Origin of the sequence: Streptomyces sp. NBC_01478 (assembly GCF_036227225.1) — a bacterium.
In the GTDB taxonomy this organism is placed as follows: domain Bacteria; phylum Actinomycetota; class Actinomycetes; order Streptomycetales; family Streptomycetaceae; genus Streptomyces.
In genome coordinates, this window is record NZ_CP109444.1 from 10,495,855 (window position 1) to 10,521,511 (window position 25,657).

19 protein-coding genes are annotated in these 25,657 nt (G+C 69.8%); 11 read left to right on the forward strand and 8 right to left on the reverse strand.

Annotated features, from left to right (window positions below):
* Positions 1-90: 90 nt before the first annotated feature.
* Complete coding sequence (locus OG223_RS46755; protein WP_329263000.1) at positions 91-3,075, forward strand: family 78 glycoside hydrolase catalytic domain; 2,985 nt, start codon at positions 91-93, stop codon at positions 3,073-3,075.
* Here the strand turns inward: OG223_RS46755 and OG223_RS46760 are convergent.
* The 6 genes from OG223_RS46760 to rhaI form a co-directional block, all read right to left on the reverse strand.
* Complete coding sequence (locus tag OG223_RS46760) at positions 3,048-3,716, reverse strand: LutC/YkgG family protein (RefSeq protein WP_329263002.1); 669 nt, start codon at positions 3,714-3,716, stop codon at positions 3,048-3,050. The two genes, OG223_RS46755 and OG223_RS46760, sit on opposite strands and share 28 nt — an antisense overlap.
* Positions 3,713-5,200 (reverse strand): LutB/LldF family L-lactate oxidation iron-sulfur protein, encoded by a 1,488-nt coding sequence (locus OG223_RS46765; RefSeq protein WP_329263004.1) that lies wholly within the window; start codon positions 5,198-5,200, stop codon positions 3,713-3,715. The genes OG223_RS46760 and OG223_RS46765 overlap by 4 nt, the downstream gene beginning before the upstream one ends.
* Complete coding sequence (locus OG223_RS46770) at positions 5,197-5,976, reverse strand: (Fe-S)-binding protein (protein ID WP_329263006.1); 780 nt, start codon at positions 5,974-5,976, stop codon at positions 5,197-5,199. Before OG223_RS46770 ends, OG223_RS46765 begins: the two co-directional genes overlap by 4 nt.
* 73 nt (positions 5,977-6,049) lie before the next feature.
* Positions 6,050-7,489, reverse strand: coding sequence for a rhamnulokinase (locus OG223_RS46775; protein ID WP_329265837.1), 1,440 nt, complete (start codon positions 7,487-7,489; stop codon positions 6,050-6,052).
* Between the two features lie 8 nt (positions 7,490-7,497).
* Positions 7,498-9,537 carry a bifunctional aldolase/short-chain dehydrogenase gene (locus OG223_RS46780; RefSeq protein WP_329263008.1) on the reverse strand — a complete coding sequence of 680 codons (2,040 nt, stop codon included), beginning with the start codon at positions 9,535-9,537 and terminating at the stop codon, positions 7,498-7,500.
* Positions 9,538-9,675: 138 nt separating this feature from the next.
* Positions 9,676-10,836, reverse strand: a complete 1,161-nt coding sequence (gene rhaI / locus OG223_RS46785) for an L-rhamnose isomerase (protein WP_329263011.1) — start codon at positions 10,834-10,836, stop codon at positions 9,676-9,678.
* Positions 10,837-11,097: 261 nt separating this feature from the next.
* Here rhaI and OG223_RS46790 point away from each other — a divergent pair, with 261 nt between their 5' ends.
* The 9 genes from OG223_RS46790 (at position 11,098) to OG223_RS46830 (ending at position 20,823) form a co-directional block, all read left to right on the forward strand.
* Positions 11,098-12,615, forward strand: coding sequence for a sugar ABC transporter ATP-binding protein (locus tag OG223_RS46790; protein WP_329263014.1), 1,518 nt, complete (start codon positions 11,098-11,100; stop codon positions 12,613-12,615).
* The gene (locus tag OG223_RS46795) at positions 12,612-13,652 is read left to right on the forward strand and encodes an ABC transporter permease (RefSeq protein WP_329263017.1); all 1,041 of its coding nucleotides are present in this window, start codon (positions 12,612-12,614) and stop codon (positions 13,650-13,652) included. Before OG223_RS46790 ends, OG223_RS46795 begins: the two co-directional genes overlap by 4 nt.
* Complete coding sequence (locus tag OG223_RS46800; protein ID WP_329263020.1) at positions 13,645-14,631, forward strand: ABC transporter permease; 987 nt, start codon at positions 13,645-13,647, stop codon at positions 14,629-14,631. The genes OG223_RS46795 and OG223_RS46800 overlap by 8 nt, the downstream gene beginning before the upstream one ends.
* 98 nt (positions 14,632-14,729) lie before the next feature.
* Positions 14,730-15,812: a rhamnose ABC transporter substrate-binding protein gene (gene rhaS, locus OG223_RS46805; protein WP_329263022.1), complete on the forward strand. Its 1,083-nt coding sequence runs from the start codon at positions 14,730-14,732 to the stop codon at positions 15,810-15,812.
* Positions 15,813-15,829: 17 nt separating this feature from the next.
* Positions 15,830-16,150, forward strand: a complete 321-nt coding sequence (locus OG223_RS46810; RefSeq protein ID WP_026178507.1) for an L-rhamnose mutarotase — start codon at positions 15,830-15,832, stop codon at positions 16,148-16,150.
* 19 nt (positions 16,151-16,169) lie between these two features.
* A complete protein-coding gene (locus tag OG223_RS46815; RefSeq protein WP_329263027.1) occupies positions 16,170-17,582 on the forward strand; it encodes a BNR repeat-containing protein in 1,413 nt (470 codons plus the stop codon).
* Between the two features lie 88 nt (positions 17,583-17,670).
* Positions 17,671-18,702: a LacI family DNA-binding transcriptional regulator gene (locus OG223_RS46820; protein WP_329263029.1), complete on the forward strand. Its 1,032-nt coding sequence runs from the start codon at positions 17,671-17,673 to the stop codon at positions 18,700-18,702.
* 101 nt (positions 18,703-18,803) lie between these two features.
* Positions 18,804-20,108: an alpha/beta fold hydrolase gene (locus tag OG223_RS46825; protein WP_329263032.1), complete on the forward strand. Its 1,305-nt coding sequence runs from the start codon at positions 18,804-18,806 to the stop codon at positions 20,106-20,108.
* A 100-nt stretch (positions 20,109-20,208) separates the two neighbouring features.
* Entirely contained in the window at positions 20,209-20,823 is a 615-nt protein-coding gene (locus OG223_RS46830) for an FxLYD domain-containing protein (RefSeq protein WP_329263034.1), read from the forward strand.
* Between the two features lie 24 nt (positions 20,824-20,847).
* Here OG223_RS46830 and OG223_RS46835 read toward each other — a convergent pair whose 3' ends face one another.
* The gene (locus OG223_RS46835; protein ID WP_329263037.1) at positions 20,848-23,013 is read right to left on the reverse strand and encodes a hypothetical protein; all 2,166 of its coding nucleotides are present in this window, start codon (positions 23,011-23,013) and stop codon (positions 20,848-20,850) included.
* Between the two features lie 147 nt (positions 23,014-23,160).
* Here OG223_RS46835 and sigJ point away from each other — a divergent pair, with 147 nt between their 5' ends.
* A complete protein-coding gene (gene sigJ / locus OG223_RS46840; RefSeq protein WP_329263040.1) occupies positions 23,161-24,054 on the forward strand; it encodes an RNA polymerase sigma factor SigJ in 894 nt (297 codons plus the stop codon).
* 19 nt (positions 24,055-24,073) lie between these two features.
* Here the strand turns inward: sigJ and OG223_RS46845 are convergent, their stop codons facing one another.
* The gene (locus OG223_RS46845; protein ID WP_329263042.1) at positions 24,074-25,600 is read right to left on the reverse strand and encodes a cytochrome P450; all 1,527 of its coding nucleotides are present in this window, start codon (positions 25,598-25,600) and stop codon (positions 24,074-24,076) included.
* Positions 25,601-25,657 lie beyond the last annotated feature (57 nt).

Below are 25,657 nucleotides of genomic sequence, written 5' to 3' on the forward strand. Positions count from 1 at the left end.
TGCGGAGCCACCTCTGCGGATCCACCTCTGTGGAGCCACTCCAACTCAGCGGTGCACCTCCACCTCCCGGCAGGCCGAAGGGACAGCGGCATGAACGACGGAGTCGACGCAACGGCCCCCACCGAAGGAACCCGGTCGGCAGGCACCACGGTGTCGGGCCTGACCGTGGAACACCGCACCGACCCGCTCGGCGTCGACGCAGCGCACCCACGATTCGGCTGGCGCATGGAGTCCACCGCGCGGGGCCGGCACCAGACGGCGTACCGGATCCTGCTCGCCACCTCGCCCGAGCACCTGACCCATGGCAGTGCCGACGTCTGGGACAGCGGCCGCGTCGATGCGGCGGACTCGGTCGCCGTGCGCTACTCGGGCTCCGAACTGCACGCCTCGACCCGCTACCACTGGACGGTGACGGTCTGGGACGAACACGGCCGAGCCGTCACCGCCGCACCCGGCGCCCACTTCGAGACCGGCCTCCTCAGCACCGACGGAGTCACCGGCTGGGACGGCGCGCGGTGGATCGGCATGGCGGGCAAGCGCCCCAACACCCCCGGAGCACCGCTCCTGCGCCGCCGGACGGCACTGACCGGCGGGCAGGTGACCGAGGCCCGGCTGTACGTCTCCGCACTCGGCGTGTACGACGCCTACGTCAATGGCCGACGGGTCCCGGTCCCGCAGGGCGACGGCACGACCTACGAGGTGCTGACCCCCGGCTGGACCAACTACGACACCACCGTCAACTACTTCACCTACGACGTCACGGACCTGCTGACGGACCCCGCGCAGGTCACCCTCGCGGCCGTGCTCGGCAACGGCTGGTACAACGGCCGCATCTCCGAGAACAGCGTCTACTACTCGGCCGACGGCAACTCCCTCGCGCTCAAGGCGAAACTCCTGATCCGGTACGCCGACGGCTCCGCCCAGACGGTCGTCACCGCCCCCGGCGACGACTGGCGGGCCACCGACACCGGCCCCTATCGCGCCGACGACCTCTACGACGGCCAGCTCTACGACGCCCGCGAGGAACTCCCCGGCTGGACGGCGAACGGCTTCGACGACTCGGCCTGGTCCGCCGTCGAGGCCCAAGACCCCTTCCCCGACGCCCGGTTGGTCGCCTATCCCGGCGAGAGCGCCCGCCTGATGCCCGAGTGGGACCGCGAGCCGGAGTCCGTCACCGTCCACACGGGAGCCACGGGAGCCACGGGAGCCACGGACCCCACCCGGGCGGCCACCCTCCCCTTCACCCTGCACCCCGGCGACACCGCCGTCATCGACCTCGGCCAGAACCTGGTCGGCGTCCCCCGCTACACCCTGCGCGGCCCGGCGGGCGCCCAAGTCACCGTCAAACCGGGGGAGATGCTCAACGACGACAGCGCGGGTGCCGACGGACCCGCGGGCTCGGTCTACCGCGCGAACCTGCGCACCGCCGAGGCCACCAGCACCTACATCCTCAAGGGCGACCCGGCCGGCGAGACCCACCAGGACACGCTGACCTGCTACGGATTCCGGTACGTCTCCGTCACCACGACCGAGACCGTGACCCTCGTCGACCTCACGGGCCGCGTGGCCACCTCCGCCCTCCACGACCTCGGCACCGTCACCACCGACGACACCGCCGTCAACCAACTGATCAGCAACGTCCGTTGGGGCCAGCGCGGCAACTACCTCTGGGTGCCCACCGACTGCCCGCAGCGCGACGAACGCCTCGGCTGGACCGGCGACACCCAACTCTTCTGCAACACGGCCCTGTTCAGCACCGACGCCGTCCCCTTCCTGAGCCACTTCCAGGACACGCTGATCGACTCGCAGCACACCTACGGCGCGGGGAAAGCCCAGTTCCCCTGGGTCGCCCCGGGCCACCGCTACAGCCAGCCACTGCCCGCCAGTGGCTGGGCCGACTGCGGAGTGGTCGTGCCGTGGACGGTGTGGCAGATGTCCGGCGACACCACGATCATCGACCGCAGTTGGGCGGCGATGACCAAGTACCTCGACTGGATCCGGGACCGCACCGGCGACACCTACGCCGGCCAGGGCGCGGTCTTCGGCGACTGGCTCGCCTTCCAGATCACCAGCACCCAGCTCGTCAGCGACGTCTACTACGGCTACAGCGCCCGCCTCATGGCGGACATGGCCCGCGCCACCGGCCGCACCGCCGAAACAGCCGCCTACGAGCGGCTGTTCACCCACGTCAAACGCGCCTTCATCACCAAGTACTTCGCCACCGACGCCCGCACCGGACACCTGACCGTCCGGTCGAGCCTCGGCGACCCGCCACCCCACACACCCGGCAACAGCGCGGGCAAGACCGAGGACAACACCCAGACCGCCCTGCTCTGGATCCTCAAACTCGGCTTCTGCGACACGGAGTTGCAGCACCGCCAACTGGTCACCCTGCTCGCCGACAACATCGGCAACAGCCCGGCCCACAAGGCGGCCCATCCCGACAGCACCCGCGTGGACTACCCGGAGAACACCCTCTCCGTGGGCTTCCTCGGTGTGAACGTCATCGCCCCCGTCCTCACCGACGAGGGCCGCGTCGACCTGGCGTACGGCCTCCTCCACCAGAACGCGATGCCGTCCTGGCTCTACTCGGTGGCGGGCGGCGCCACCACCGTGTGGGAGCGCTGGAACTCGTACGCGAAGCAGGACGGTTTCGGCCCGGTCGACATGAACTCCTTCAACCACTACGCGTACGGCGCGATCATGGAGTGGATGTACGAGAGCATGGCCGGCATCGCCAAGGACCCCGAACACCCGGGCTTCCGGCACTTCTTCCTCCGCCCGCACCTCGACCCGACCGGCAGGATCACCCGGGTGAGCGGCTCACACGTCTCTCCCTACGGTGAGATCGTCAGCGAATGGACCGTGCGGGAAGGGCAGTTGACGTACCGGGCGGTGGTTCCGGCGAACAGCACGGCGACCCTGCGCCTCCCCACCGCCGGCCCGTCGACCGTCCGCGAGGACGGGAGGCCCCTGACCGAGGCCCTGGGCGTCGAGTTCCTCGGCTTCGCGGACGGCACCGCGGCCTTCGAACTCCCCTCGGGGCGCTACGAGTTGACGTCCACGCTCGCTTGATCGCCCACCAGCACCACCTCCAGGGTGCGCGGACCGTGCACCCCCTCGACCCGGTCCAGCTCGATGTCGCTGGTCGCGGACGGACCCGAGATCCAGGTCAACGGGCGTGCCGGGTCGAGGCGTCGGAGCGCCTGGGGGACCGAGGACACCACCTGGTCCGGCACCCGTACGACACAGATGTGGTGGTCGGGGACGAGGGTGATCCGGCGGCGGCCCTGGTCCGGGCCGCCGTCCAGGACGATGGTGCCGGTCTCGGCGGCGGCCACCGCACACGCCGTGACGACACTGTCGACCCGGTCCAGCTCGTGCGGGGTGTTCTCGGCCCGGTCCGCGATCTGCTCGACGTCGGCCGCCGCGAGCCAGGACGGCTCCAGACCCGGCGGCACGACGACCGTCCGTGAGCCCCGCTCGGCGAGCAACCCGGCGATCGTGGCGGCCAGTTCGGCCTCCGTGCACCGGTGGACGAGCGCCCGGTAGTCGGCCAGGTTCTCGGCGAGCAGGTCGACCGTCTGCTCGACACTCCGGTCCCCGTGCTCGCTCAGATAGTCCCGCCGTACCGCCTGCTCGTACGGTGTGTCGTCCTCGGGCACATCCGCGAGCGCGCGCTCGACGCGGCCCAGGATCCGTTCCCTGCTGCTCACTTGGCACCGTCCTTTCCACCGTGCGTGCGCTGCCACCAGTCGCGGAACGGCTCCGGGGGCACGGCGGGCAGGTCCCGGGTGCCGCTCCATGCCTTGCCGGGGCCGGGCGGGGTCCGTGGGTGGAAGCGGCGGGTGCGGGAGGCGAGGCGTTGTCCGGTGCGCAGGGCGCCGGGGTGGCTGAACGTCCAGCGTGCAGCCCGCATGGCGGCCCGCTCGGCGGCATGCCCCTTGGCGGGCTGCAGCACGACCCTGTTCCCCTCGCGGGTCACCGGCCCGCCCTCCACCACCCGTTCCCGTAGATGCACCAGCACCTCGGGGATGTCGATGGCGACCGGGCACACCTCGTAGCAGGCACCGCACAATGACGAGGCGTACGGCAGCGAGGCGTCGATCTCGCTTGCGGTGCCCCGGAGTTGGGGGCTGAGGATCGCGCCGATCGGGCCCGGGTAGACCGAGCCGTAGGCGTGGCCGCCGGCCCGTTCGTACACCGGGCAGACGTTGAGGCAGGCGGAACAGCGGATGCAGCGCAGGGCCTGGCGGCCGACCTCGTCGGCGAGGGTGTCGGTGCGGCCGTTGTCGAGCAGGACCAGGTGGAAGGCGCGCGGCCCGTCGCCGTCGGTGGTGCCGGTCCAGGTGCTGGTGTACGGGTTCATGCGCTCGGCTGTGGACGAGCGGGGGAGGGTCTGGAGGAACACCTCCAGGTCCTGCCAGGTGGGCACGATCTTCTCGATGCCGACGACCGAGATCAGCGTCTCGGGGAGGGTCAGGCACATCCGGCCGTTGCCCTCGGACTCGACGACGACGAGCGTGCCGGTGTCGGCGACCATGAAGTTGGCGCCGGAGATGCCGACCTTGGCGCGCAGGAACTTCTCACGGAGGTGGAGGCGGGCGGCCTCGGCGAGTTCGGCGGGGGTGTCGGTCAGCCTGTCCGGTGCCGGGCGGCCCCACTCGCTCATCTCGCGGACGAAGATCTCCCGGATCTCACCTCGGTTGCGGTGGATCGCGGGGACCAGGATGTGCGAGGGGCGGTCCTTGCCCAACTGCACGATCAGTTCGGCGAGATCGGTCTCGTAGGCGCGGATGCCCGCCGCCTCCAGGGCTTCGTTGAGCCCGATCTCCTGGGTGGCCATCGACTTGACCTTGACGACCTCCGACTCGCCCGTCTCCTGGACGAGTCGGGTGACGATCCGGTTGGCCTCGTCCGCGTCGGCGGCCCAGTGGACGATGCCGCCGGCTGCCGTCACCGACTCCTCCAACTGGACCAGATACCGGTCGAGATGACGGAGCGTGTGGTCCTTGATCTGCTTGCCGGCCTCGCGCAACGCGGCCCAGTCGGACAGCTCCGCCACGGCCTTGGCCCGCTTGGCGCGGATCGTATGGGTGGCGTGGCGCAGATTTCCGCGCAGCGTCTGGTTGTTGACGGCCTCGTGGGCAGCCACGGGGAAGGCCGGGAAGGCCGGCATTCCGACGAACGTGCCGCTCATGCGCGTGACTCCTCTTCGGCGGAGACCGCGGTGGTGTCTTCCGTGGCGGCCAGGATCTCCGCGATGTGCACCGGCCGCATCGCGGTATGGAGCCGGGACATCGTGCCGCCGACGTGCATCAGACAGGAGTTGTCCGCCGCGCACAGGACCTCGGCGCCCGTCGACTCCGCGTTGCGCACCTTGTCGGCGCCCATCGCCGCCGAGACGTCGGCGTTCTTCATGGCGAACGTCCCGCCGAACCCACAGCACTCGTCGGCACCGGGCAACTCCACCAACTCCAGCCCCTTGACGGCCTGGAGGAGCCTGAGCGGCCGGTCACCGAGGCCCAGGCTGCGCAGCCCGTGGCAGGTGGGGTGATAGGTCACCTTGTGCGGGTAGTAGGCCCCGACATCCGTCACCCCGAGCACATCCACGAGGAACTCGGTCAGCTCGTACGTCTTCGGCACCACCGGCGCCAACGTGGCCGCGAGGGTGTCACCGCGTCCTTCGGCCCTGGCCCTTTCCCCCATCCGCGGATACAGCTCCCGCACCATCGCCCCGCACGACCCGGACGGCGTGACGATCGCCTCGTACTCCCCGAAGACATCGGAGAAATGCCGGGCCAGCGGTTCGGCCTCATGGCGGTAGCCGGTGTTGTAGTGCGCCTGCCCGCAACATGTCTGGGCCATCGGGAAGTCGACCTCGACGCCCAGTCTGGTCAGCAGTTTCACCACGGCGCGCCCGGTGTCCGGATAGAGCGTGTCGTTGACGCAAGTCAGGAACAGGGCGACACGCATCGCGGCTCCTTAGTGGTCGATCATCGGATGGGTGCAGCGTAGTCGGAGGTCACCGTCTGGGGGAGCCCCTGATTCAGCGCGCGGCGAGCCGAGCCTCCGCCGCCCGCCACCGGGCGGTGTCGCCCTGAGGTTCGTACCGGGTCGACGGCTGGGTACGGGCGAGGAGCCCGCGCATCCCGGCCAGGTCGCCGACGAGCCCGTGGGACCGCGCCTGGACGAGCACATTGCCCAGCGCGGCGGCTTCTGTCGGCCCCGCGACCACCGGCAACCCGCAGGCGTCGGCGGTCAGTTGGCACAGCAGCGCGTTGCGGGTACCGCCCCCGACGACATGCACGACGTCGACCGGATGGCCGGCCAGCTCCTGGGCGTCAACGACCGCCCGCCGATGGGCGAGTGCGAGGGAGTCGAGAATGCAGCGCGTGATCTCCGCCCGGGACTCCGGCACCGGCTGCCCGGAGCCACGGCAGGCGTCGGCGATCCGCTCCGGCATCCGCCCCGGCGCCAGAAACGCCGCGTCCCCCGCGTCCACGACCGACCGCAGCGCCGGCACCCGGGCCGCCCCGCGCAGCAACTCTCCCAACTCCGGCTCGCCCCAGGCCCGTACACACTCCTGAAGCAGCCACAGCCCCATGATGTTGCGCAGATAGCGGACCGTGCCGTCGAGCCCCAGCTCATTGGTGAAGTTGGCGACCCGGCTCGCCTCGCCGAGCACCGGCGCGTCGAGCTCAAGCCCGGCCAGGGACCAGGTCCCGGTGCAGATATAGGCGAACCGTTCCTCGACCGCCGGAACGGCGGCGACGGCTGACGCGGTGTCGTGCGACCCGACCACCGTCACCGGCACGGGCCCGCTCAGTCCGGTCTCCTCCAGCACCTCGGCCCGCAACACCCCCGCCGGATCGCCCGGTTGCCGCAGCGGCGCGAACAGCCCGAGGTCGACACCGAGCCGCGAGGCGATGTCGTACGACCAGTCGCGCGTCCGGGGATCGATGAGCTGGGTGGTGGAGGCGTTCGTCAGCTCGGTGCCCTGCTCCCCGGTCAGCCAGTACGACAGCAGATCGGGGATGAGCAACAGCCTCTCGGCACAGGTGAGTTGGGCCGAGTAGCGGGCCGCCGCGAGCTGGTACAGGGTGTTGAACGGCGCGTACTGCAACCCGGTCGACGCGTACAGCTCGCCCGCCGGCACGGTCGCCCACACCTTCTCGGCGACCCCCTCCGTGCGGGCGTCCCGATAGTGCACGGGATTGCCCAGCAACGCCCCGTCCGCGTCCAACAGCCCGTAGTCCACGGCCCAACTGTCGATGCCGACGGAATCGAGAACCGGCCCCGCCGCCCGGAGCCCGTCGAGGACCCCCGCGTACAGCGCGAGGATGTCCCAGCGCAGCCCCTCGGGCGTGCGGACGGGCCGGTTGGGAAAGCGGTGCGCCTCCGCCAACTCCAGGGAGTCGGGCCCGACACGGCCGACCATGACCCGCCCACTGGACGCGCCGAGGTCGACCGCGGCATACGCCTTCACGTCGGCGCTCACCGAAGGAAGGCGGCCGCAACGCCGGCGTCGACCGGGACGTGCAGCCCGGTGGTGTGGGTCAGGTCCCCACCGGTGAGGGCGAAGACGGCGTTGGCGACATGCTCCGGGAGTACCTCGCGCTTGAGGATGGTGCGCTGGGCGTAGAACTCGCCGAGCTTCTCCTCCTCGATCCCGTAGGTCGCCGCCCGCTGCGCACCCCAGCCGCCCGCGAAGATGCCCGAACCGCGTACGACACCGTCCGGGTTGATCCCGTTGACCCGGATCCCGTGCTCGCCCAACTCGGCGGCGAGCAGCCGTACTTGATGGGCCTGGTCGGCCTTCGTCGCCGAGTACGCGATGTTGTTGGGACCGGCGAACACGGCGTTCTTGGACGCGATGTAGAGGATGTCACCGCCGAGCCCCTGAGCGATCATCGCCCGGGCCGCCTCACGCGAGACGAGGAAGGAACCACGGGCCATGATGTCGTGCTGAAGGTCCCAGTCCCGGGCCGAAGTCTCCAGCAGGGGCTTGGAGATGGAGATCCCCGCGTTGTTGACGACGAGATCGACCCCGCCGAAGGCGAGCAGCGCGGCCTTGAAGGCATCAGCGATCTGCTCTTCCGAGGTCACGTCAACGGTGACGGCAACGGCCTTGTCGGGCCCGCCCAGTTCCTCCGAAACGGCCTGCGCGCTCTCGGAGTTGAGATCCGCGACGACGACGCACGCCCCTTCGTCGACCAGCCGCCGGGCGATGGCCTTCCCGATCCCACTGCCCGCACCGGTGACGAGCGCGACCCGCGTGGCGAGCGGCTTGGGCTTGGGCATCCGCTGCAACTTGGCCTCTTCCAGGGCCCAGTACTCGATACGGAACTTCTCCGACTCCTCGATCGGCGCGTACGCCGACACGGCCTCGGCCCCGCGCATCACGTTGATGGCGTTGACGTAGAACTCACCGGCCACCCGCGCGGTCTGCTTGTCCTTGCCGAAGGAGAACATGCCGACGCCGGGGATCAGCACGATCGCCGGGTCGGCGCCCCGCATCGCGGGGGAGTCGGGCAGGGCGTGCCGCTGGTAGTAGGCGGCGTACTCCACACGGTAGGCGGAGTGCAGCTCCTTCAGCCGCGCGATGGCCTGGTCCAGCGGGGCGGTGGGCGGCACATCAAGAACGAGCGGCCTGACCTTGGTCCGCAGGAAGTGATCGGGGCAGGAGGTACCGAGCGCGGCGAGCCGAGGATGCTCGGCCCGAGCCAGAAAATCAAGAACGACATCGGAGTCGGTGAAGTGCCCCACCTGCGGCCGGTCTTGAGAGGCGACAGCACGAATGTACGGCGCGAGCGCGGCACCCCGCTCTCGCCGCTCACCCTCGGGCAGCGCACCGTACCCCTCGACGACGGGCCCGAAGGGCTCCGCCTTCCCGCGCTCGACGAGGAACGCCTCGGCGGTACGGATGATGTGCAACGAGTTCCGCTCACACTCCTCGGAACTCGCACCCCACGCCGTGATCCCATGCCCCCCGAGCACACACCCGACGGCCTGCGGATTGGCCTCCTTGACGGCGGCGATGTCCAGCCCGAGCTGAAACCCGGGCCGCCGCCAGGGCACCCACACCACGGAGTCCCCGAAACACTCGGCGGTCAGCTTCTCCCCGTCGGCGGCACACGCGAGCGCGATCCCCGAGTCGGGATGCAGATGATCGACATGAGCCGCGTCCACGAGCCCGTGCATGGCGGTGTCGATGGAAGGCGCCGCGCCTCCCTTCCCATGCAGGCAGTAGTCGAACGCGGCCACCATCTCGTCCTCGCGCTCAACCCCCGGATACACATCGGCCAACGCCCGCATCCGATCCAGCCGCAACACGGCCAGCCCACCTTCGGTGAGCGTCCCAAGGTCCCCTCCTGACCCTTTGACCCACATCAACTCGACATCACCCCCGGTGACGGGATCAGTGTCGGTGCCCTTGGCGGACGTATTGCCGCCGGCGTAGTTGGTGTTACGGGGATCAGCGCCGAGTCGACGAGAACGGGCGAGGAGAGAGGCGGCTTCGGGGTGCGGTGCCATGGACTTCAGTCCTTTTCGAGAGAGAGCGAGTGCATATCTTTCAGGGGCGCGGGGCTGTATCTAAATGCGGCTCCGCCGCGTGGGCGCGACCAGCCATATCCGGCCCGCACCCCGCACACAACAGATCCAGGCAGACGCTCACGCCCCCCAACCGGCCTGCCGCCCCCCAACCCGCTCAGCGACAATCCGCTCCTGCCACCCACTAGCCCGATACGCCGCAATCGGGTCGGGCGCAAGCCCCTGCTCCTCACGCAGCTCCCTCAGCAGCGGCCGCACATCCGTGTTGTACGCGTCCATCAACACGGCATTCGCCTCCAGCACATCCCCGGCCCGCTGTGCAGCGGCCAAGGCGACAGGGTCAACGAGCAACGCCTTCGCCGTCGCTTCCTGCACATTCATCACCGACCGAATGATCGCCGGAATCTTCGCCTCGATGTTGTGACACTGATCCAGCATGAACGCGACATCCGCGGTGAACCCCCCACCCCGAATCACCTCGTACATGATCCGGAACAACTGGAACGGATCAGCCGCCCCCACCATCAGATCGTCGTCCGCATAGAACCGCGAGTTGAAGTCGAACGCGCCGAGCTTCCCCTCCCGCAGCAGCGTCGCAACGATGAACTCGATATTGGTCCCAGGCGCATGATGCCCGGTATCGACCACAACCTGGGCTTTCGGTCCGAGCTTCAGACAATGCGCGTACGCAGTACCCCAGTCCGGCACGTCCGTCGCATAAAACGCCGGCTCGAAGAACTTGTACTCCAGCAGCATCCGCTGCCCGTCCCCAAGCCGCTCGTACACCGCAGCGAGCGCCTCCGCCAACCGGTCCTGGCGCGCGCTGAGATCGTCCTGCCCCGGATAGTTCGTCCCGTCCGCGAACCAGAGCTTCAGATCGGCGGAGCCCGTCGCGTCCATGATGTCGACGCACTCCAGCAGATGATCGAGCGCCTTGCGCCGCACCGCCGCCTCGGGATGACACACGCTGCCGAGCCGGTAGTCGTCGTCCTGGAACGTGTTGGAGTTGATCGCGCCGAGCTTCAGCCCGTGGTCCTGCGCGAACTTGCCCAGCGCCGCGAAGTCGTCGACCCGGTCCCAGGGGATGTGCAGGGCGACCGTCGGCGCCACGCCGGTGAACTCGTGGACCTTGGCCGCGTCTTCCAGTTTCTCCTGCGGCGTCCGCGGCACGCCCTCCTGGGCGAAGACCTTGAACCGGGTCCCCGAGTTCCCGTACGCCCACGACGGCGTCTCGACTGCCTGGGTCTTGAGAGCGGCCTTCACCGCGGCGAGCTCGGTCACTTGAGGCTCCTGTGACGTGCGACGGAACGACGTATGTATGAAACGATTCAGAGAGCGAAGCTATGAGCGTCCCGAAGGGGTGTCAAGCCCTACGGCGAACCCCGTGTCCCGTGACTCCAACGTGACCTTTGGCTATCGAAAGTTTTTCGAGGCGGACCCATTGACGTGACAACGCTGGCGCGCCTAACGTCCCGGCAACCAAGTTGAAACCTTTCACGACGCTGTGAGGGCCTACCCGCCGGCGTCGTCGAGGAGCCCCTCATGACCCACCCGTCAGACGCGGGTCCGGCCCCGGTGCTCGCGCTCAAGGGCATCTCCAAGTCCTTCGGCGCGGTGCGCGCCCTGCGGGACGTGTCCCTCGAACTGTTCCCCGGTGAGGTGCACGCACTCGCCGGTGAGAACGGCGCGGGCAAGTCCACCCTCATCAAGACCCTCGCCGGTGTGCACCGGCCCGACGCCGGCCAGGTGCTGCTCGACGGCGCGCCCGTCCTCTTCCACGGCCCCGGCGACGCCCGCGACGCGGGTATCGCCGTGATCTACCAGGAACCGACCCTCTTCCCCGACCTGTCGATCGCCGAGAACATCTTCATGGGCCGCCAGCCCCGCCGCGCGCTGGGCCGTATCGACCACAAGGCCACCTACGCGGCGACCGCCGAACTGATGAAGCGGCTCGGCGTCGAGCTGGACCCCGACCGCCCGGCGCGCGGCCTCTCCATCGCCGACCAGCAGATCGTGGAGATCGCCAAGGCGCTCTCCTTCGACGCCCGCGTCCTGATCATGGACGAGCCGACGGCCGCCCTCACCGGCAGCGAGGTGGCCCGCCTCTTCGGCGTGGTCCGCACCCTGCGCGAACAGGGCGCGGCCGTCCTGTTCATCTCGCACCGCCTGGAGGAGATCTTCCAGATCTGCCAGCGCGTCACCACCCTGCGCGACGGCGCGCTGATCTCCAGCGAACCGATCGACGGGGTGACCGAGGACGATCTCGTCCGCCGCATGGTCGGCCGCGATCTCGACGAGCTCTATCCCAAGCAGGACGTCGAGCCCGGCGAAGTCGCCCTGAGCGTCAAGCGGTTGACCCGCGAGGGCGTCTTCACCGACGTCTCCTTCGACGTACGGCGCGGAGAGATCGTCGGTCTCGCCGGGCTCGTCGGCGCCGGCCGTACCGAAGTCGCGCGGGCCGTCTTCGGCATCGACCGGTGGGACGCCGGCGGGGTCGAGGTCGACGGCAAGTCGCTGACGAACGGCGCCCCGTCCACCGCGATGGCCGCGGGCCTCGCCCTGGTCCCCGAGGACCGGCGCGCCCAGGGCCTGGTGATGGACATGTCCATCGAGCGGAACATCGGCCTGACCGGGCTGCGTACGACCGTGAAGGCGGGCCTCGTCGACCGGGGCGCCGAGCGCAGCCGTTCCCTCGACTGGGCGGTGAAGCTGCACGTCAAGTACGCGCGGATCGCCGACACCGTCAACACCCTCTCCGGCGGCAACCAGCAGAAGGTCGTCCTCGCCAAGTGGCTGGCCACCGGCCCGAAGGTACTCATCGTCGACGAACCGACCCGTGGCATCGATGTCGGGACGAAGGCCGAAGTGCACCGGCTGCTCAGCGAGTTGGCCGCCGACGGGGTCGCCGTCCTGATGATCTCCTCCGATCTGCCCGAGATCCTCGGCATGGCCGACCGCGTGCTGGTGATGCACGAGGGCCGCCTCACCGCCGAGATCCCCCGCTCCGAAGCCACCGAGGAAACCGTGATGGCCGCAGCCACCGGGAGGGCCGCCGCATGACGGTCACGGCTCCCAATCCCGCGCCCGCCGCCGAAGTCCCCGAGTCGAGCAGTACCCGGCTCGTCGACCGGGTCTTCAAGATGCGTGAACTCGCCATCCTGGTCGTCTTCCTGGTGATGATCGGCATCACCCAGGCCGGCAACAGCGAGTTCCTGTCCGAGCAGGGCATCAAGGACCTGCTCCTCAACGCGACCATCCTCGTCCTGGTCGCCACCGGCCAGTCGCTGGTCGTCATCACCCGCAACGTCGACCTGTCGGTCGGCTCCACCCTCGGCATCACCGCCTTCGCCACCGGCACCTATCTCCAGGGCGGTGGCAACGCTGTCATCGCGATCCTGCTGGCGGTCCTGCTCGGCATCGGACTCGGCCTGGTCAACGGGCTGTTGGTGAGTCTGGGGCAGGTGCCCGCCCTGGTCGTCACGCTCGGCACGCTCTACATCATCCGGGGAGTCGACTCCATCTGGGTCGGCTCACGACAGATCACGGCCGCCGATCTCCCGGGCGGTTTCGTGGACTTCGGTTCCGGTGGCATCTCCGCCGTGCCCTATCTCGCGCTGATCGCGCTCGCCGTGCTGATCGCCACCGCCTACTACCTCAAACACTTCGGCAGCGGACGGGAGTTGTACGCCCTCGGCTCCAACCCCGAGGCCGCCCGGCTCGCCGGGATCCCGGTCCGCAAGCGGATCCTCGCCGCGTACACCTTCTGCGGCGGACTCGCCGGACTGGCCGGCGCGATGTACCTGGCCCGCTTCGGCAACGTCGACTCGGGTACCGGCACCGGCTACGAACTCACCGTCGTCAGCGCGGTAGTTGTGGGTGGCGTGGTCTTCACCGGCGGCTCCGGCAGCGTGTACGGCGCCGCTCTCGGCGCACTCCTGTTGACCTCGATCAACAGTGTGCTGCCCGCCCTCGGCGTCAGTTCCGTCTGGGTGCTCGCCATCAACGGCATCCTGCTCATCCTCGCCATCGCCGTCGACCGGATCGTCGCCCTGCGTGTGGCCACCGCACTGAAGAAGAGGAACGCCCGCCATGCCTGAGTCCGCGTTCTCCGTGAACCGCGCGATCCGCTGGGACACGGTCGTCGGCGCCCTCCTGATCATCCTGCTGCTGTTCTCCTTCTCCTTCGTGGACGGCTTCGGCAACGCGCTGAACCTGTCGTTCCTGATCGGCAACACCCTTCCCATCGCACTGATCGCGCTCCCGATGACCCTGCTGGTCGTCGCCGGCGAGATCGACCTCTCGGTGGCGTCCACGGCCGGTCTGTCGGGCGCGGTGATGGGCAAGCTGTGGAACGAGGGGATGACGATCGAGACGATCATCCCGATCTGTCTGGTGCTGGGCGTGGTCTGCGGGCTGGTCAACGGGCTCCTCGTCACCCGGCTCGGACTTCCGTCCCTCGCCGTCACCATCGGCACGCTCGCCGCGTACCGGGGGATCGCGCAGATCGTGCTCGGCTCCGATGCCGTGACCGATTTCCCCACGCAGTACCTGGACTTCGCGTCCGGGCGCCTCGGGGGCACGTTCTTGCCGCAGGCGTTTCTGCCCTTCCTCGTGTTGCTCGTGATTGCCGTCGTGGTCCTGCACGCCATGCCGTTCGGGCGGTCGTTGTTCGCGATCGGCGCCAACGTGGAGGCTGCCCGATTCGCCGGTATTCGGGTTCGGCGGCACAAGTTGATTCTGTTCACGGTGACGGGATTGATGGCTTCGCTGACCGGTGTCTTCTGGGCGCTGCATTACGCCAGTGCGCGCTATGACAATGCCACGGGGCTCGAACTGTCCGTCGTGGCGGCGGTGTTGCTCGGCGGTATCGACTTCGACGGTGGGAAGGGGACGTTGGGAGGTGCGATCGCCGGGGTCTTTCTGCTCGGCGCGTTGCAGAACGTGATGAGTCTGCTGAACGTTTCGGCGCAGTCGCAGATCGTCGTCACCGGTGTGCTGCTTGTTGTTTCGGTGCTTGGCCCTAGGGTCGCGCGCCAGATTTCCATCGCGAGGGCCGCTGCGCGCGCCGTCGGATAGGTCGTTCGAAAGCTGCGGGCCCGATGTGGCTGGTCGCGCAGTTCCCCGCGCCCCTTACGGGGCGCTCCACTCACCCTCCTGACAAAGGACCCCATGCCATGCGCAAGTCATCCCTTCGTCGTGCCTGTGCGGCCGTCGTCGCCGTCACTTCTCTCACCCTCGTCGCCACCGCCTGCGGCGGTACCACCAAGAAGGATGTGAAGGACGAGAACACCGGGTCGGCCGTCACCGGTGGCAAGGCGGATCCGAGTGCCGCTCTCAAGAAGGGGCTCACTGTCGGGTTTCTGCCGAAGGCGGTCAACAACCCGTACTTCACCACCTCCGACAAGGGCGGCGAGAAGGCACTCACCGAACTGGGCGAGAAGTACAAGGAGGTGGGCACGACCAGTGCCACCGACACCGCCGGCCAGGTGAGTTACGTCAACACGCTCACCCAGCAGCAGGTGAACGCGATCGCCGTCTCCGCGCAGGACCCGGGTGCCCTGTGCACCGCGCTCAAGCAGGCCATGAGCAACAAGATCAAGGTCGTCACCTACGACTCCGACACCAACCCCGAGTGCCGCAACGCGTTCGTGTCGCAGGCCAGCGCCGAGGACCTCGGCCGTACCGAGGTGCAGTTGCTCGCCGAACAGATCGGCTACAAGGGCGAGATCGCGATCCTGTCGGCCGCGCAGACCGCGACGAACCAGAACACCTGGATCGGCTTCATGAAGGACGAGCTGAAGGACCCCAAGTACAAGGACATCAAGCTGGTCAAGGTCGCCTACGGCAACGACGACGCCCAGCAGTCCTTCCAGCAGACCCAGGGCCTCCTCCAGGAGCACCCGAACCTGAAGGGGATCATCTCCCCGACCACCGTCGGCATCAAGGCCGCCGCCCAGTACCTGTCCGGCTCCAAGTACAAGGGCAAGGTCAAGCTCACCGGCCTCGGCACCCCGAACGACATGCGCAAGTACGTCAAGAACGGCACCGTCGAGGGCTTCGAGCTGTGGGACCCGGCGAAGCTCGGCGCGCTCGCCGCGCAGACCGCGGTGGCGCTGGTGTCGGGGCAGATCACCGGCAAGGAGGGCGAGACCTTCACGGCCGGCGGGACCTCGTACACCATCGGCAAGGACGGCGTGATCAGCCTCGGCAAGCCGACCGTGTTCGACGCGAAGAACATCGACCAGTTCAACTTCTAGTAGATACAGGGGTGTTGATGCAGCGCGTGTGTTTCCTGCTGAAGGTCCGGGCGGACCGCCTCGACGAGTACCGCGAGCGGCACGCCGCCGTGTGGCCCGAGATGCTCGACGCACTCTCGGCCACCGGCTGGCGCAACTACTCGCTCTTCCTGCGTGAAGACGGCCTGCTGGTCGGCTACTTGGAGACCGAGGACTTCGCCGCCGCCCAGGCCGGCATGGAAGCCACCGACATCAACTCCCGCTGGCAGGCGGAGATGGCGCCGTTCTTCGAGTCCCTGGACGGCGCCCGTCCCGACGAAGCGATGAAGCCCCTCACCGAGGTCTTCCACCTCGCGTGATCCCCCACAGGAGCCGCTCATGAGAAGACGCGCCGTGCTGACGACCGCCATACTTGCGGCCGTGGCAACGCCGGGCATCGCGCGGGCGGCCGACCCCGGCCCGTCCGTCACCAAGAAGAGCACCACCCAACTGGACGCCCAGGCCGTCTACTTCGTCTCGTACGACGGCCTGGTCAACAACAACTCGTTCCAGAAGAACGGGCTGTTGACCTACAAGGGCTATCAGTACGCGGCCTGGTACACGTCCACCAAGTACGCCGTCGTCGCCCGCCGCGTCCTCGGCGGCTCGACATGGTCCACGATCACCCTCTCCCACCAGCTCAAGAGCGACGACTCCCACAACGTCGTCTCGATGGGTGTGTCCCGTGTCGACGGCCGCCTCCACCTCAACATGGACTCCCACAGCGACGGCTTCTTCTACGTCAAGTCGGTCGCCGGTCTCCTCGACAACCCGGCGTCCACCACCTGGACTTCGGCCGTTCTCGGAGCCGTACAGACCTCGCTGGACGGTGTGGCGCTCACCTCGCAGTTCACCTACCCCCAGTTCATCGCCACCCCCGAGGGCGGGCTCCAGCTCAGCTACCGCGTCGGGATCTCCGGCAACGGCCGCAACGCCCTTGCGGAGTACGACGGTTCGAAGTGGACCGCGCTGGGGGAGTGGAGCAGCTCGACCGGCACCTACACCAGCACGCACGGCTCCAGCACCGCCCGCAACATGTACCTGCACGGCATCGACTACGACGCGGCCGGCCGACTGCACTCCTTCTTCACCTGGCGCGAGCAGTCCGCCGCCGTGATGTGCAACAGCGGCGGGATCACCAACCACGACACCGGTTACGTCTACTCGACCGACAGGGGCCGCAGTTGGCGCAACGACGCCGGAGCCGTCGTAGGGACGACCGGCAGTTCGGACACCGTGGCCGTCACGGACGCCGGTCTCGTCGTCGACTCCCTCAACCCCGACCACTCCCTGATGAACCAGGAGAGCCAGGCCACCGACTCCACCGGCCTCCCGCACGCGATCATCAGCTACGTCCCCGGCCGCTTCGGCCAGTGCACCACCAACTACGTCACCGACCGCACCGCCAACGGCCGCGCCTTCCACGTCCGCAAGAACTCCGCAGGCACCTGGCAGAAGACCGAGATCCCGATCGCCCTGAACTCCAGCCAGCGCACCAAGCTGGTCCTGGACAAGTACGACAACGCCTACGCGGTCCTGCCCTACGGCCGTGTCGCGGGCGCCTCGAAGTCCTCCGGGTACACGGACTGGGCCCTGCTGTACGACGGGAGCGGTCTGAACGCCTTCGGCGAGGTCGTCGTCGACGAGCTGCGCGTGAAGGCGGACAACGTGCTGTCGTTCATGTACCAGGAGAAGTCGAGCGGTACGACCCCCTCGGCACTCCACGTCGTCGACTTCGCCCTGCCCGCGTGAGGGGCACGGGCGCAGGAGTCGCCACAGGTCATGGCGGTAATGTGAAGACCTTCCCGCCGCCCCACGTCACCCTGGAGGTCTCCGCCTGATGGCCCAGCCGGTGGGTATCAAGGACGTCGCCCGCGCCGCCGGAGTCTCCGTCGGCACGGTCTCGAACGTCATCAACCGCCCGGACACCGTCGCCACGGAGACCCGGGCCCGGGTGCTGTCCGCGATCGACCGCCTCGGCTATGTCCGCAGCGAGTCCGCACGCCAGTTGCGCGCCGGCCGCAGCCGGATCATGGGGCTGCTCGTCCTCGACATGGGCAACCCCTTCTTCGTGGACGTGGCCCGCGGCGCCGAGCGCGCCGCACGCGAGTCCGGGCTCGGCGTGATGGTCTGCAACAGCGCGCAGAGCCCCGTCGAGGAGGCCGACTACCTGTCGCTCTTCGCCGAACAGCGGGTGCGGGGCGTCCTGTTGACCCCGGCCGACGCGACCGGACGCAACATCGAGTCGTTCCGCCGGCACGGCATCCCCTTCGTGCTCGTCGACCGCGTCTCCGAGGGCACCACCGAGTGCTCGGTCTCCGTGGACGACGTCGCCGGCGGCGCGCTCGCCGTGCGGCACCTGGTCGACGCCGGACACCGCTCCATCGCGTACGTCAGCGGCCCGCCCGGCTTCAACCAGGTGCGGGACCGCCGTACCGGCGCGAAGAACGCGCTCGCGGAGGCCGGTCTCGACCCCGACGCGCTGCGGGAGCTGCCCACCGACCGGCTCGACGTGGCGGCCGGACGCGACGCGGGCGCCCGGCTGCTCGGCCTCGCCGACCGCCCCACCGCCGTCTTCTGCGCCAACGACCTGCTCGCCCTCGGCGTGCTCCAGGCCATGTTCGCGGCCGGGGTCGGCGTCCCCGACGACCTCGCGATCGTCGGCTACGACGACATCGAGTTCGCGGCCGCCGCCGCCGTACCGCTCACCTCGGTCCGCCAGCCCGCCGTCACCATGGGCGCCCTGGCCGCCGAACTGCTGCTGGAGGAGACCGAGGCGGAGGCGGACCCGACGGCCCGCCCGCACGAGCACCGGCGGGTCGTCCTCCAGCCGGAACTGGTGGTGCGCCGCTCCAGCCTCGCCGCCCGCTGATCGGCCGGTCAGTAGGATTTCATGATCCAGGGGGTCGGATATCGGACGCTCATGTGCTGAACTGTGACGCGGCCCGTCATTCGTCCGTACCAGGAGTCCCGTTGTCCGTCAGCTACCGCCAGCCCGGCGTCGTCCTCACCGACCGTCACTTCACCGTGCCCCTCGACCATGAGGACCCCACGGGCGAGACCATCGAGCTCTACGCCCGTGAGGTCGTCGCGAGCGACAAGGCGCACCGCGAGGACCTGCCGTGGCTGCTCTACCTCCAGGGCGGCCCCGGATTCGGAGCGAATCGTTTCGTCGGCAGACAGGCCTGGCTCGACCGCGCGCTCGACGAGTACCGCGTGCTCCTCCTCGACCAGCGCGGCACCGGCCGCTCCACCCCGCTCACCCGGCAGACGCTCCCGCTGCGCGGCGGCCCCGCCGAGCAGGCCGAGCACCTCACGCACTTCCGCGCCGACTCGATCGTCCGGGACTGCGAGACCATCCGCCCCGCCCTCACCGGCGGCGCCCCGTGGACCGTCCTGGGCCAGAGCTTCGGCGGCTTCTGCACGGTGAACTACCTCTCCACCGCCCCCGAGGGCCTGCGCGCCGCCGTCCTCACCGGCGGCCTGCCGTCCCTCGACGCCCACGCCGACGACGTCTACCGGGCCGCCTACCCGCGCATCGAGCACAAGGTCGCCGCCCACTACGACCGCTACCCGCAGGACGTGGAGCGCGCCCGCCGCATCGCCGAACACCTGCTGGGCCACGAGCCGGTCCTGCCGAACGGCTACCGGCTCACCGTGGAGGCCTTCCAGTCCCTCGGCATCATGCTCGGCGGCAAGGAGGGCAGCCACCGCCTCCACTTCCTCCTGGAGAACGCCTTCGTCCGCACCCCGCAGGGCCACGAACTCTCCGACGCGTTCCAGGAAGAGGTCCAGAACTCCCTGTCGTTCGCCGGGCACCCCCTCTACGCCCTCGTCCACGAGGCGTGCTACGCCCAGGACGCCCGCCCCACCGCCTGGTCGGCGGAGCGCGTCCGCAGCGAGTTCCCGCAGTTCGACGCCGCCAAGACCCTCGCGGGCGACGGCCCCCTCCTGTTCACCGGCGAGACGATCCACCCCTGGATGTTCGACTGCGACCCCGCGCTGCGCCCGCTCCGCGACACCGCCGAACTCCTCGCCGCCCACACCGACTGGCAGCCGCTCTACGACCCGGCGCGCCTCGCCGCCATCGAGGTCCCGGTCGCCGCGGCCGTCTACCACGACGACATGTACGTCGACGTGACCCATTCGCTGCGGACCGCCCGCGCGATCCGCGGCCTGCGCACCTGGGTCACCGACGAGTTCGAGCACGACGGCGTACGGGTCGGCGGGCCGCGTGTCCTGGACCGGCTGCTGGCCCTCACGCGCGACGAGGTCTGAGTCCGGCGACGAGAGGTGAGCTTGTCGACGAGAGGTGGGCCCGGAGGTGAGCCCGGCGGCGAGATGTGACATCGAATTTTCCGACATAAGGTTCATTTCGATGAATACCAAGCCGCTTCGCCGGGCCCGCCCGGCCGCCCTGGTCCTCGCCGTCGTCGCGGCGAGCTCGGTCGCACTCGTGTCCTGCGGTGACGACAACGACAGCTCCGGCAGCAGCAGCTCGCAGCCCGCGACCCCGGACACCGCCTCCTTCTCGGGCATGACCCCGTCGGCCCTGAAGTCGGCCGCCTCCTCGGCGGTCGCGTCGGCCCGCGCACGGGCCTCCGCTGCCGCGTCCTCCGCATCGGCGGCGGCGTCCTCCTTCGAGGCCTCCGTGTCGGCCGAGGTCGCCCGCGCGAGCAAGGACGCCCAGAACGAACTCAAGGACGTCGACGGTCAGGGCAACGCGATGTCCGAGGTCGCCATGACCGGCAAACCGCGCGCCCAGACCGGCGGCCTGCTCGCCGTCGTCGTCACCATCACCAACAAGACCGGCAAGAAGGCGTCCTACGCCGTCCAGGTCGACTTCCTCGACTCCTCGGGCAAGGTGGTGGAGACCCGCTACGTCGGCGCCGAGAACCTCGCGCCCGGCGCGAAGGCCCAGCCGGTCGCCATCAGCACCAAGCCGCCGGAGCCGGTGCTGACCCCCAAGTTGGCGAAGGCTCAACGCTATTGAGCACGTTCTTCGGCAACGGACGGATCAGCGCTCGGAGTTGAGCTCGTCCACCGCTCCGCCCGCGTCGCCGATCGTCGTGTAGTCGACGGCGACGAAGTTCACCGGCCGGCCGCGTTCCCGCTCGCAGCGGTGGACGCGGTCGAGCACGAACCGGCGGGCGTTGACCTCGCCCGCGTCCAGACGGCTGCCGCCGTCGATGGTGACGAAGTGGTTGAGCAGGAACAGCCGTTGGCCGGTACCGCCGCGATGCGGTACGCAGCTCATCGCGCCCGGGGTGCGGAACGCGAACGGCGTCTCCATCCCGTAGTCGTAGAAGTTCCGGTACCAGGGCGCCGGGCCGTCGGCCTCCTCGGCGAAGACGACGAGCCGGCGCCCGCTGTCGATCAGCTCGCCCAGGGTTGGCCACGGCTTCGCGGGATCGGTGTCCGGGGTGTGCACCAGGTCGCTCAACCCGGCCTGCGCGAAGGCCTGTTCGGTGTCCTTGCCGCTGATCGCGTCCTGCACGATCAGGGTGAGGACCTCGGTCGGATGGGCGCGCATCCAGTCACCGATCTCGCGCAGTGCGGGCACCAGGGCGATCGCCCCCGCCCGGCACACGGAGTGGCACAGCCACAGCCCCTCGCGCGGCGGGTTGACCTTGTTGACGGCCGAGGCGATGAACTTCCGTTGCTCCGGGGTGAAGTCGGACCCGGCGAGCCGCGCGGTGATCTCGTCCGGCCGCTCCCACCGGTAGGTGTCGATCTGCAGGGCGCGCACCCCGTCGTCCAACTGGGCGGCGATTCCCGGGTCCTGGAGCGGGCCGATGAACCGGTCGACGGTCGTCGACATCGCGTTGTGCGAGGTGAGGTAGGCGACCCCGTCGTAGGACCGGTCGCACAGTGCCGCACTTCCCTCGCAGGTGCGGGACGCGGTGGGTGTGACGGCGTAGGGCACGAGCAGGGCGCCGGCGACGGCGGCCCCGCCGGTGGCCAGGGCGAGCCGGCGAAGGTGGGGGAGGGCGGGCATGTGCGGCCGGACCTGGAGGGCCCAGCCCACGCCGGTCAGGAGGGCACCGGCCAGGACGGGTACGAGAGCGGTCGTCAGGGCGGTGGCCGTGAGCCGGTCCAGGGCGGTGCGCTGCACGTCGTCGACCAGCTTGGCCAGGCTCGGCGGCCAGGAACCCGGCGGATCGACCACCCGACCGCCGCTGAGCAGCCGGAAGAGGACGGCGACGAGCCCGGCCAGTACCCCACCGCCCGCGAGTGACCAGCCCAGAGGGAGCAGTCGGCGGCCGGGAGACGACGATCCGCCGCCGGCCCACAGCACCACCAGCGCGACGACGAGCAGCGCCGAGGCGAGGGCCTCCGCGAGGGCGAGCCCGGCGGCCGTGTAGGTGCGGGCGCGGTGGAGGGGCGCCAGGTCGTTGCCGGAGGCGGCGAGGGTGTCCGTGAGGTTCCAGGTACCGCCGTTCGTGGCCGCCCGGAGCCGCTCGGCGGCCGTACGGGTCCGGTCCGACACGGCGGCGGGGGCCACGGTGGCGAGCGCGGTCGCGACATCGCCGTCCCGGAGCGCCGCCTCGACCGCGGGCCGCAGGGCGTCCCGGTCCGCGACGGGCAGACCGCTCACCAGCGTCCCGGCCGCCTGGTCCGCCTGTGCCTCGGTCAGCGGCAGGGCGGGCAGCCCGGCGGGCACGTGCCCCGCGGCCACGGCACCCAGGGCGGTGGACAGGTCGGCCGAGAAGCGCTCGAAGTCGGGCTCGGGCCGGTCCTGGACCGAGGCGACGAGATCGCCGAAGTAGATCTGGGCCAGGTCGTTGAGGTTGGCCAGCACCGGGCGCAGATCGACCGTGAGGTCCAGCGTGTCGCGGCTGCCGCCCAGATAGCCCACCACGGCGTCGATCTGCTGCCGGGTGAGATCCCGGACCGTCTCAGGCGGCAGCACCAGCTTGAGGTTGGAGGTGACCTGGGCCTCCGGAACCGGCAGTTGGGCCAGCAGCCCCCGGGTGACCGCCGTCGTCCGCGGATCGACCAGCACCTGGTTGTACAGGCGGTCGTAGGCCTTCTGCTCGTCCAGTACGGACTGGTAGAAACCCGGTGAGACCACAGTGGAGCGGGCCGTGGCCGCGGTGGTGAGGACGGCCGTGGCGAGGACGGCCAGGATCAGGGCCGCGAGGCGCGGCAGCCTGCGGGAGGCGACGCCGACCGGGTCCATGACTCACCATCGTCGTCCCGCCCCACCGGCCCCGCAAACGGACGGGGGAGGCGGAAAACCGGCTGGCGACGGCGGAGGCGGACGTGTTGTGATCGCCCCGGGTCTCGCTCACGCGACCACGGGATCCACGACGAAAACGGGGGCGGTATGAACGACGAGGACCTGCTGGCGGACCGCTTCGAGGAACACCGGGGCCATCTGCGAGCGGTGGCCTACCGCATGCTCGGCTCGGCGCCGGAGGCGGAGGACGCGGTCCAGGAGACGTGGCTGAAGCTCAGCCGCACCGACGTGGACGAGATCAGGAACCTCGGCGGCTGGCTGACCACGGTCGTCGGCCGGGTCTGCCTCGACCTGCTGCGCTCCCGCACGGCACGCCGTGAGGAACCCATCGGCGAGACCTTCGTGCCCGACCCCGTGATCAGACCCCTCACGGAGCTCGACCCGGAGGCGGAAGTGCTCCACGCGGACTCGGTGGGCCTCGCTCTCCTCGTCGTCCTGGAGACCCTGGAACCCGCCGAGCGGCTCGCGTTCGTCCTGCACGACATGTTCGCGGTGCCCTTCGACGACATCGCCCCGATCGTGGAACGCGGTTCGGCCGCGACCCGCCAACTGGCCAGCAGAGCCCGCCGCCGGGTCCAGGGCGCGAACCTGCCGACGGCCCCCGATCTCGCCCGCCAGCGCGAGATCGTCGAGGCCTTCCTCGCCGCCGCCCGTGAGGGCGACTTCGACGCCCTGGTCGCCCTCCTCCACCCGGACGTGGCCCTGCGCGCCGACTCCGGCGCCCTCGTACGGGGCGTGGCCGCCTCCAAGGCGCTGCGCGGAGCGCGCACGGTCGCCGAACAGGCGCTCATGTTCGCCCCGTTCGCCCGCTTCGCCCAACTCGCCCTGGTCAACGGCTCGGTGGGCGTCGTCAACGCGCCCGAGGGGCAGGTGCTCTCGGTCATGGGCGTCACCGTCGCCGACGGTCTGATCACCGAGATGTACATTCTGTCCGACCCGGACCGGCTGGCCCGCCTCGATGCCGACAGTTCCGTACGGTGAATCGCATGGGCTGCCGGAGTCAGTCGTCCGCCCCGTGCACTGGGCAGCGGGCCGCTGACGGGACCTCGTCGGGGGCCGCGCCCGGTGCGGGCGCGGCCTGCGCGGTGCGGTGGTCCAGGTGCAGGCGCAGGCCGTCCGGCATCAGGGTCAGGCGTTCCGTCACGCGCAGTCGGTAGGCGGGGTCGGGGCGCAACTCGTAGCGGCGCAGCAGCAGTCCGAGGACCAGCATCGACTCGTGCAGCGCGAACTGGCGGCCGATGCACGCCCGCGCCCCCGTCCCGAACGGCTTGAAGGTGTGCGGGGCACGGGAGCGGACGGCCTTGGCGTCGAAGCGGTCCGGGTCGAACTCCTCGGCGTCCGCGCCCCACACCTCGGGGTCGCGGTGCAGCATCGGCGTCAGGATCAGCGCCCAGGCGCCCCGCCGCATGGGGTGGACCCCGACGAGTTCGGTGTCCCGGGTGGCCTCGCGGGCGTACGCGGGGGCCGTCGGCCAGAGCCGTAGCGACTCGTCCAGCACCCGGCGGACGTAGCGCAGCTTGGCGACCTGGTCGTAGCCCGGAGCCGGAGTGTCGCCCCACACCTGGTCCACCTCGGCGCGGGCGCGGGCGGCGATCTCCGGGTGGCGGGCGAGGTAGTGCAGGGCGAAGGACAGGGAGCCCGAGGTGGTCTCGTGGCCGGCGACCAGGAAGGTGATGACCTGGCGGCGGACGTTCTCGGGGGAGAGGCGTTCGCCGGTCTCCGGGTGGGCCGTGTCGAGCATCCGGTCGAGCAGGTCGCCGTCGCCGCTCGCCTCGCGGCGGGCTCGCACCATGTCGTCGACCGTGCGGTTGAGGTAGGCGATGTCCGCTTCGTTGCGGCGAGTCGAACCGCGGAGGAGGAGCGGGGCCAGCGGAGCGGGTACGGAGTTGAGGCGTTGCGCGTAGCCGAGCGTGCCCACCATCGAGGTCACGAAGGGGTGCGGCCGGTCGCGCTCGAAGGAGCCGAAGTCATGGCCGAAGCCGGTGCGTGCGATCGTCTCCAGGGTCAGCTTGGTCATGTCGCCGGGGACGTCCACCGCCCGCCCGGCCGTCAATTCACGGTCCCAGTGGTCCGTGAGCCGCTCGGCCACGGACAGCATCATCGGGTGGTAGCCGGCCATCGCCTCACGGCTGAAGCCCGGGGCCAGGACGTCGTGCGCCAACTGCCAGTTGGGCTCGTGGTTGTACGCCGTGAACAGTCCGTCCCCGGCGACCGGCCGCAGGTTCGCGACCCCCAGACCGACATGCTTGGCGAACCGTGACTCGTCCGCCATGTCGGCGACCAGGTCGGCGCCCCACACGAACACGAACTCCTTGCCGAAGGCCTTCCGCCGGAAGATCGGGCCCAGTTGACGGGCGAAACGGAGCGAGTCCTGAAGAGGAGTGCGGCGGTCGGCGCCGATGATGTCGCCGAGGAACGGGACCCGGTGCGGGGGACGCGGGATGCGGCCGAGCCGGGGCCAGCCCTGCTCGGCGTCCCGGAATCCCTTCGGCAGCGCGGTCGGCGTCGCCGTCGTCGTCTCCGCCATGACGCGATCTCCCTTGAGTCAGCGGCAGGTTGAGCCTGTTGTACGTGGGTTCAATAG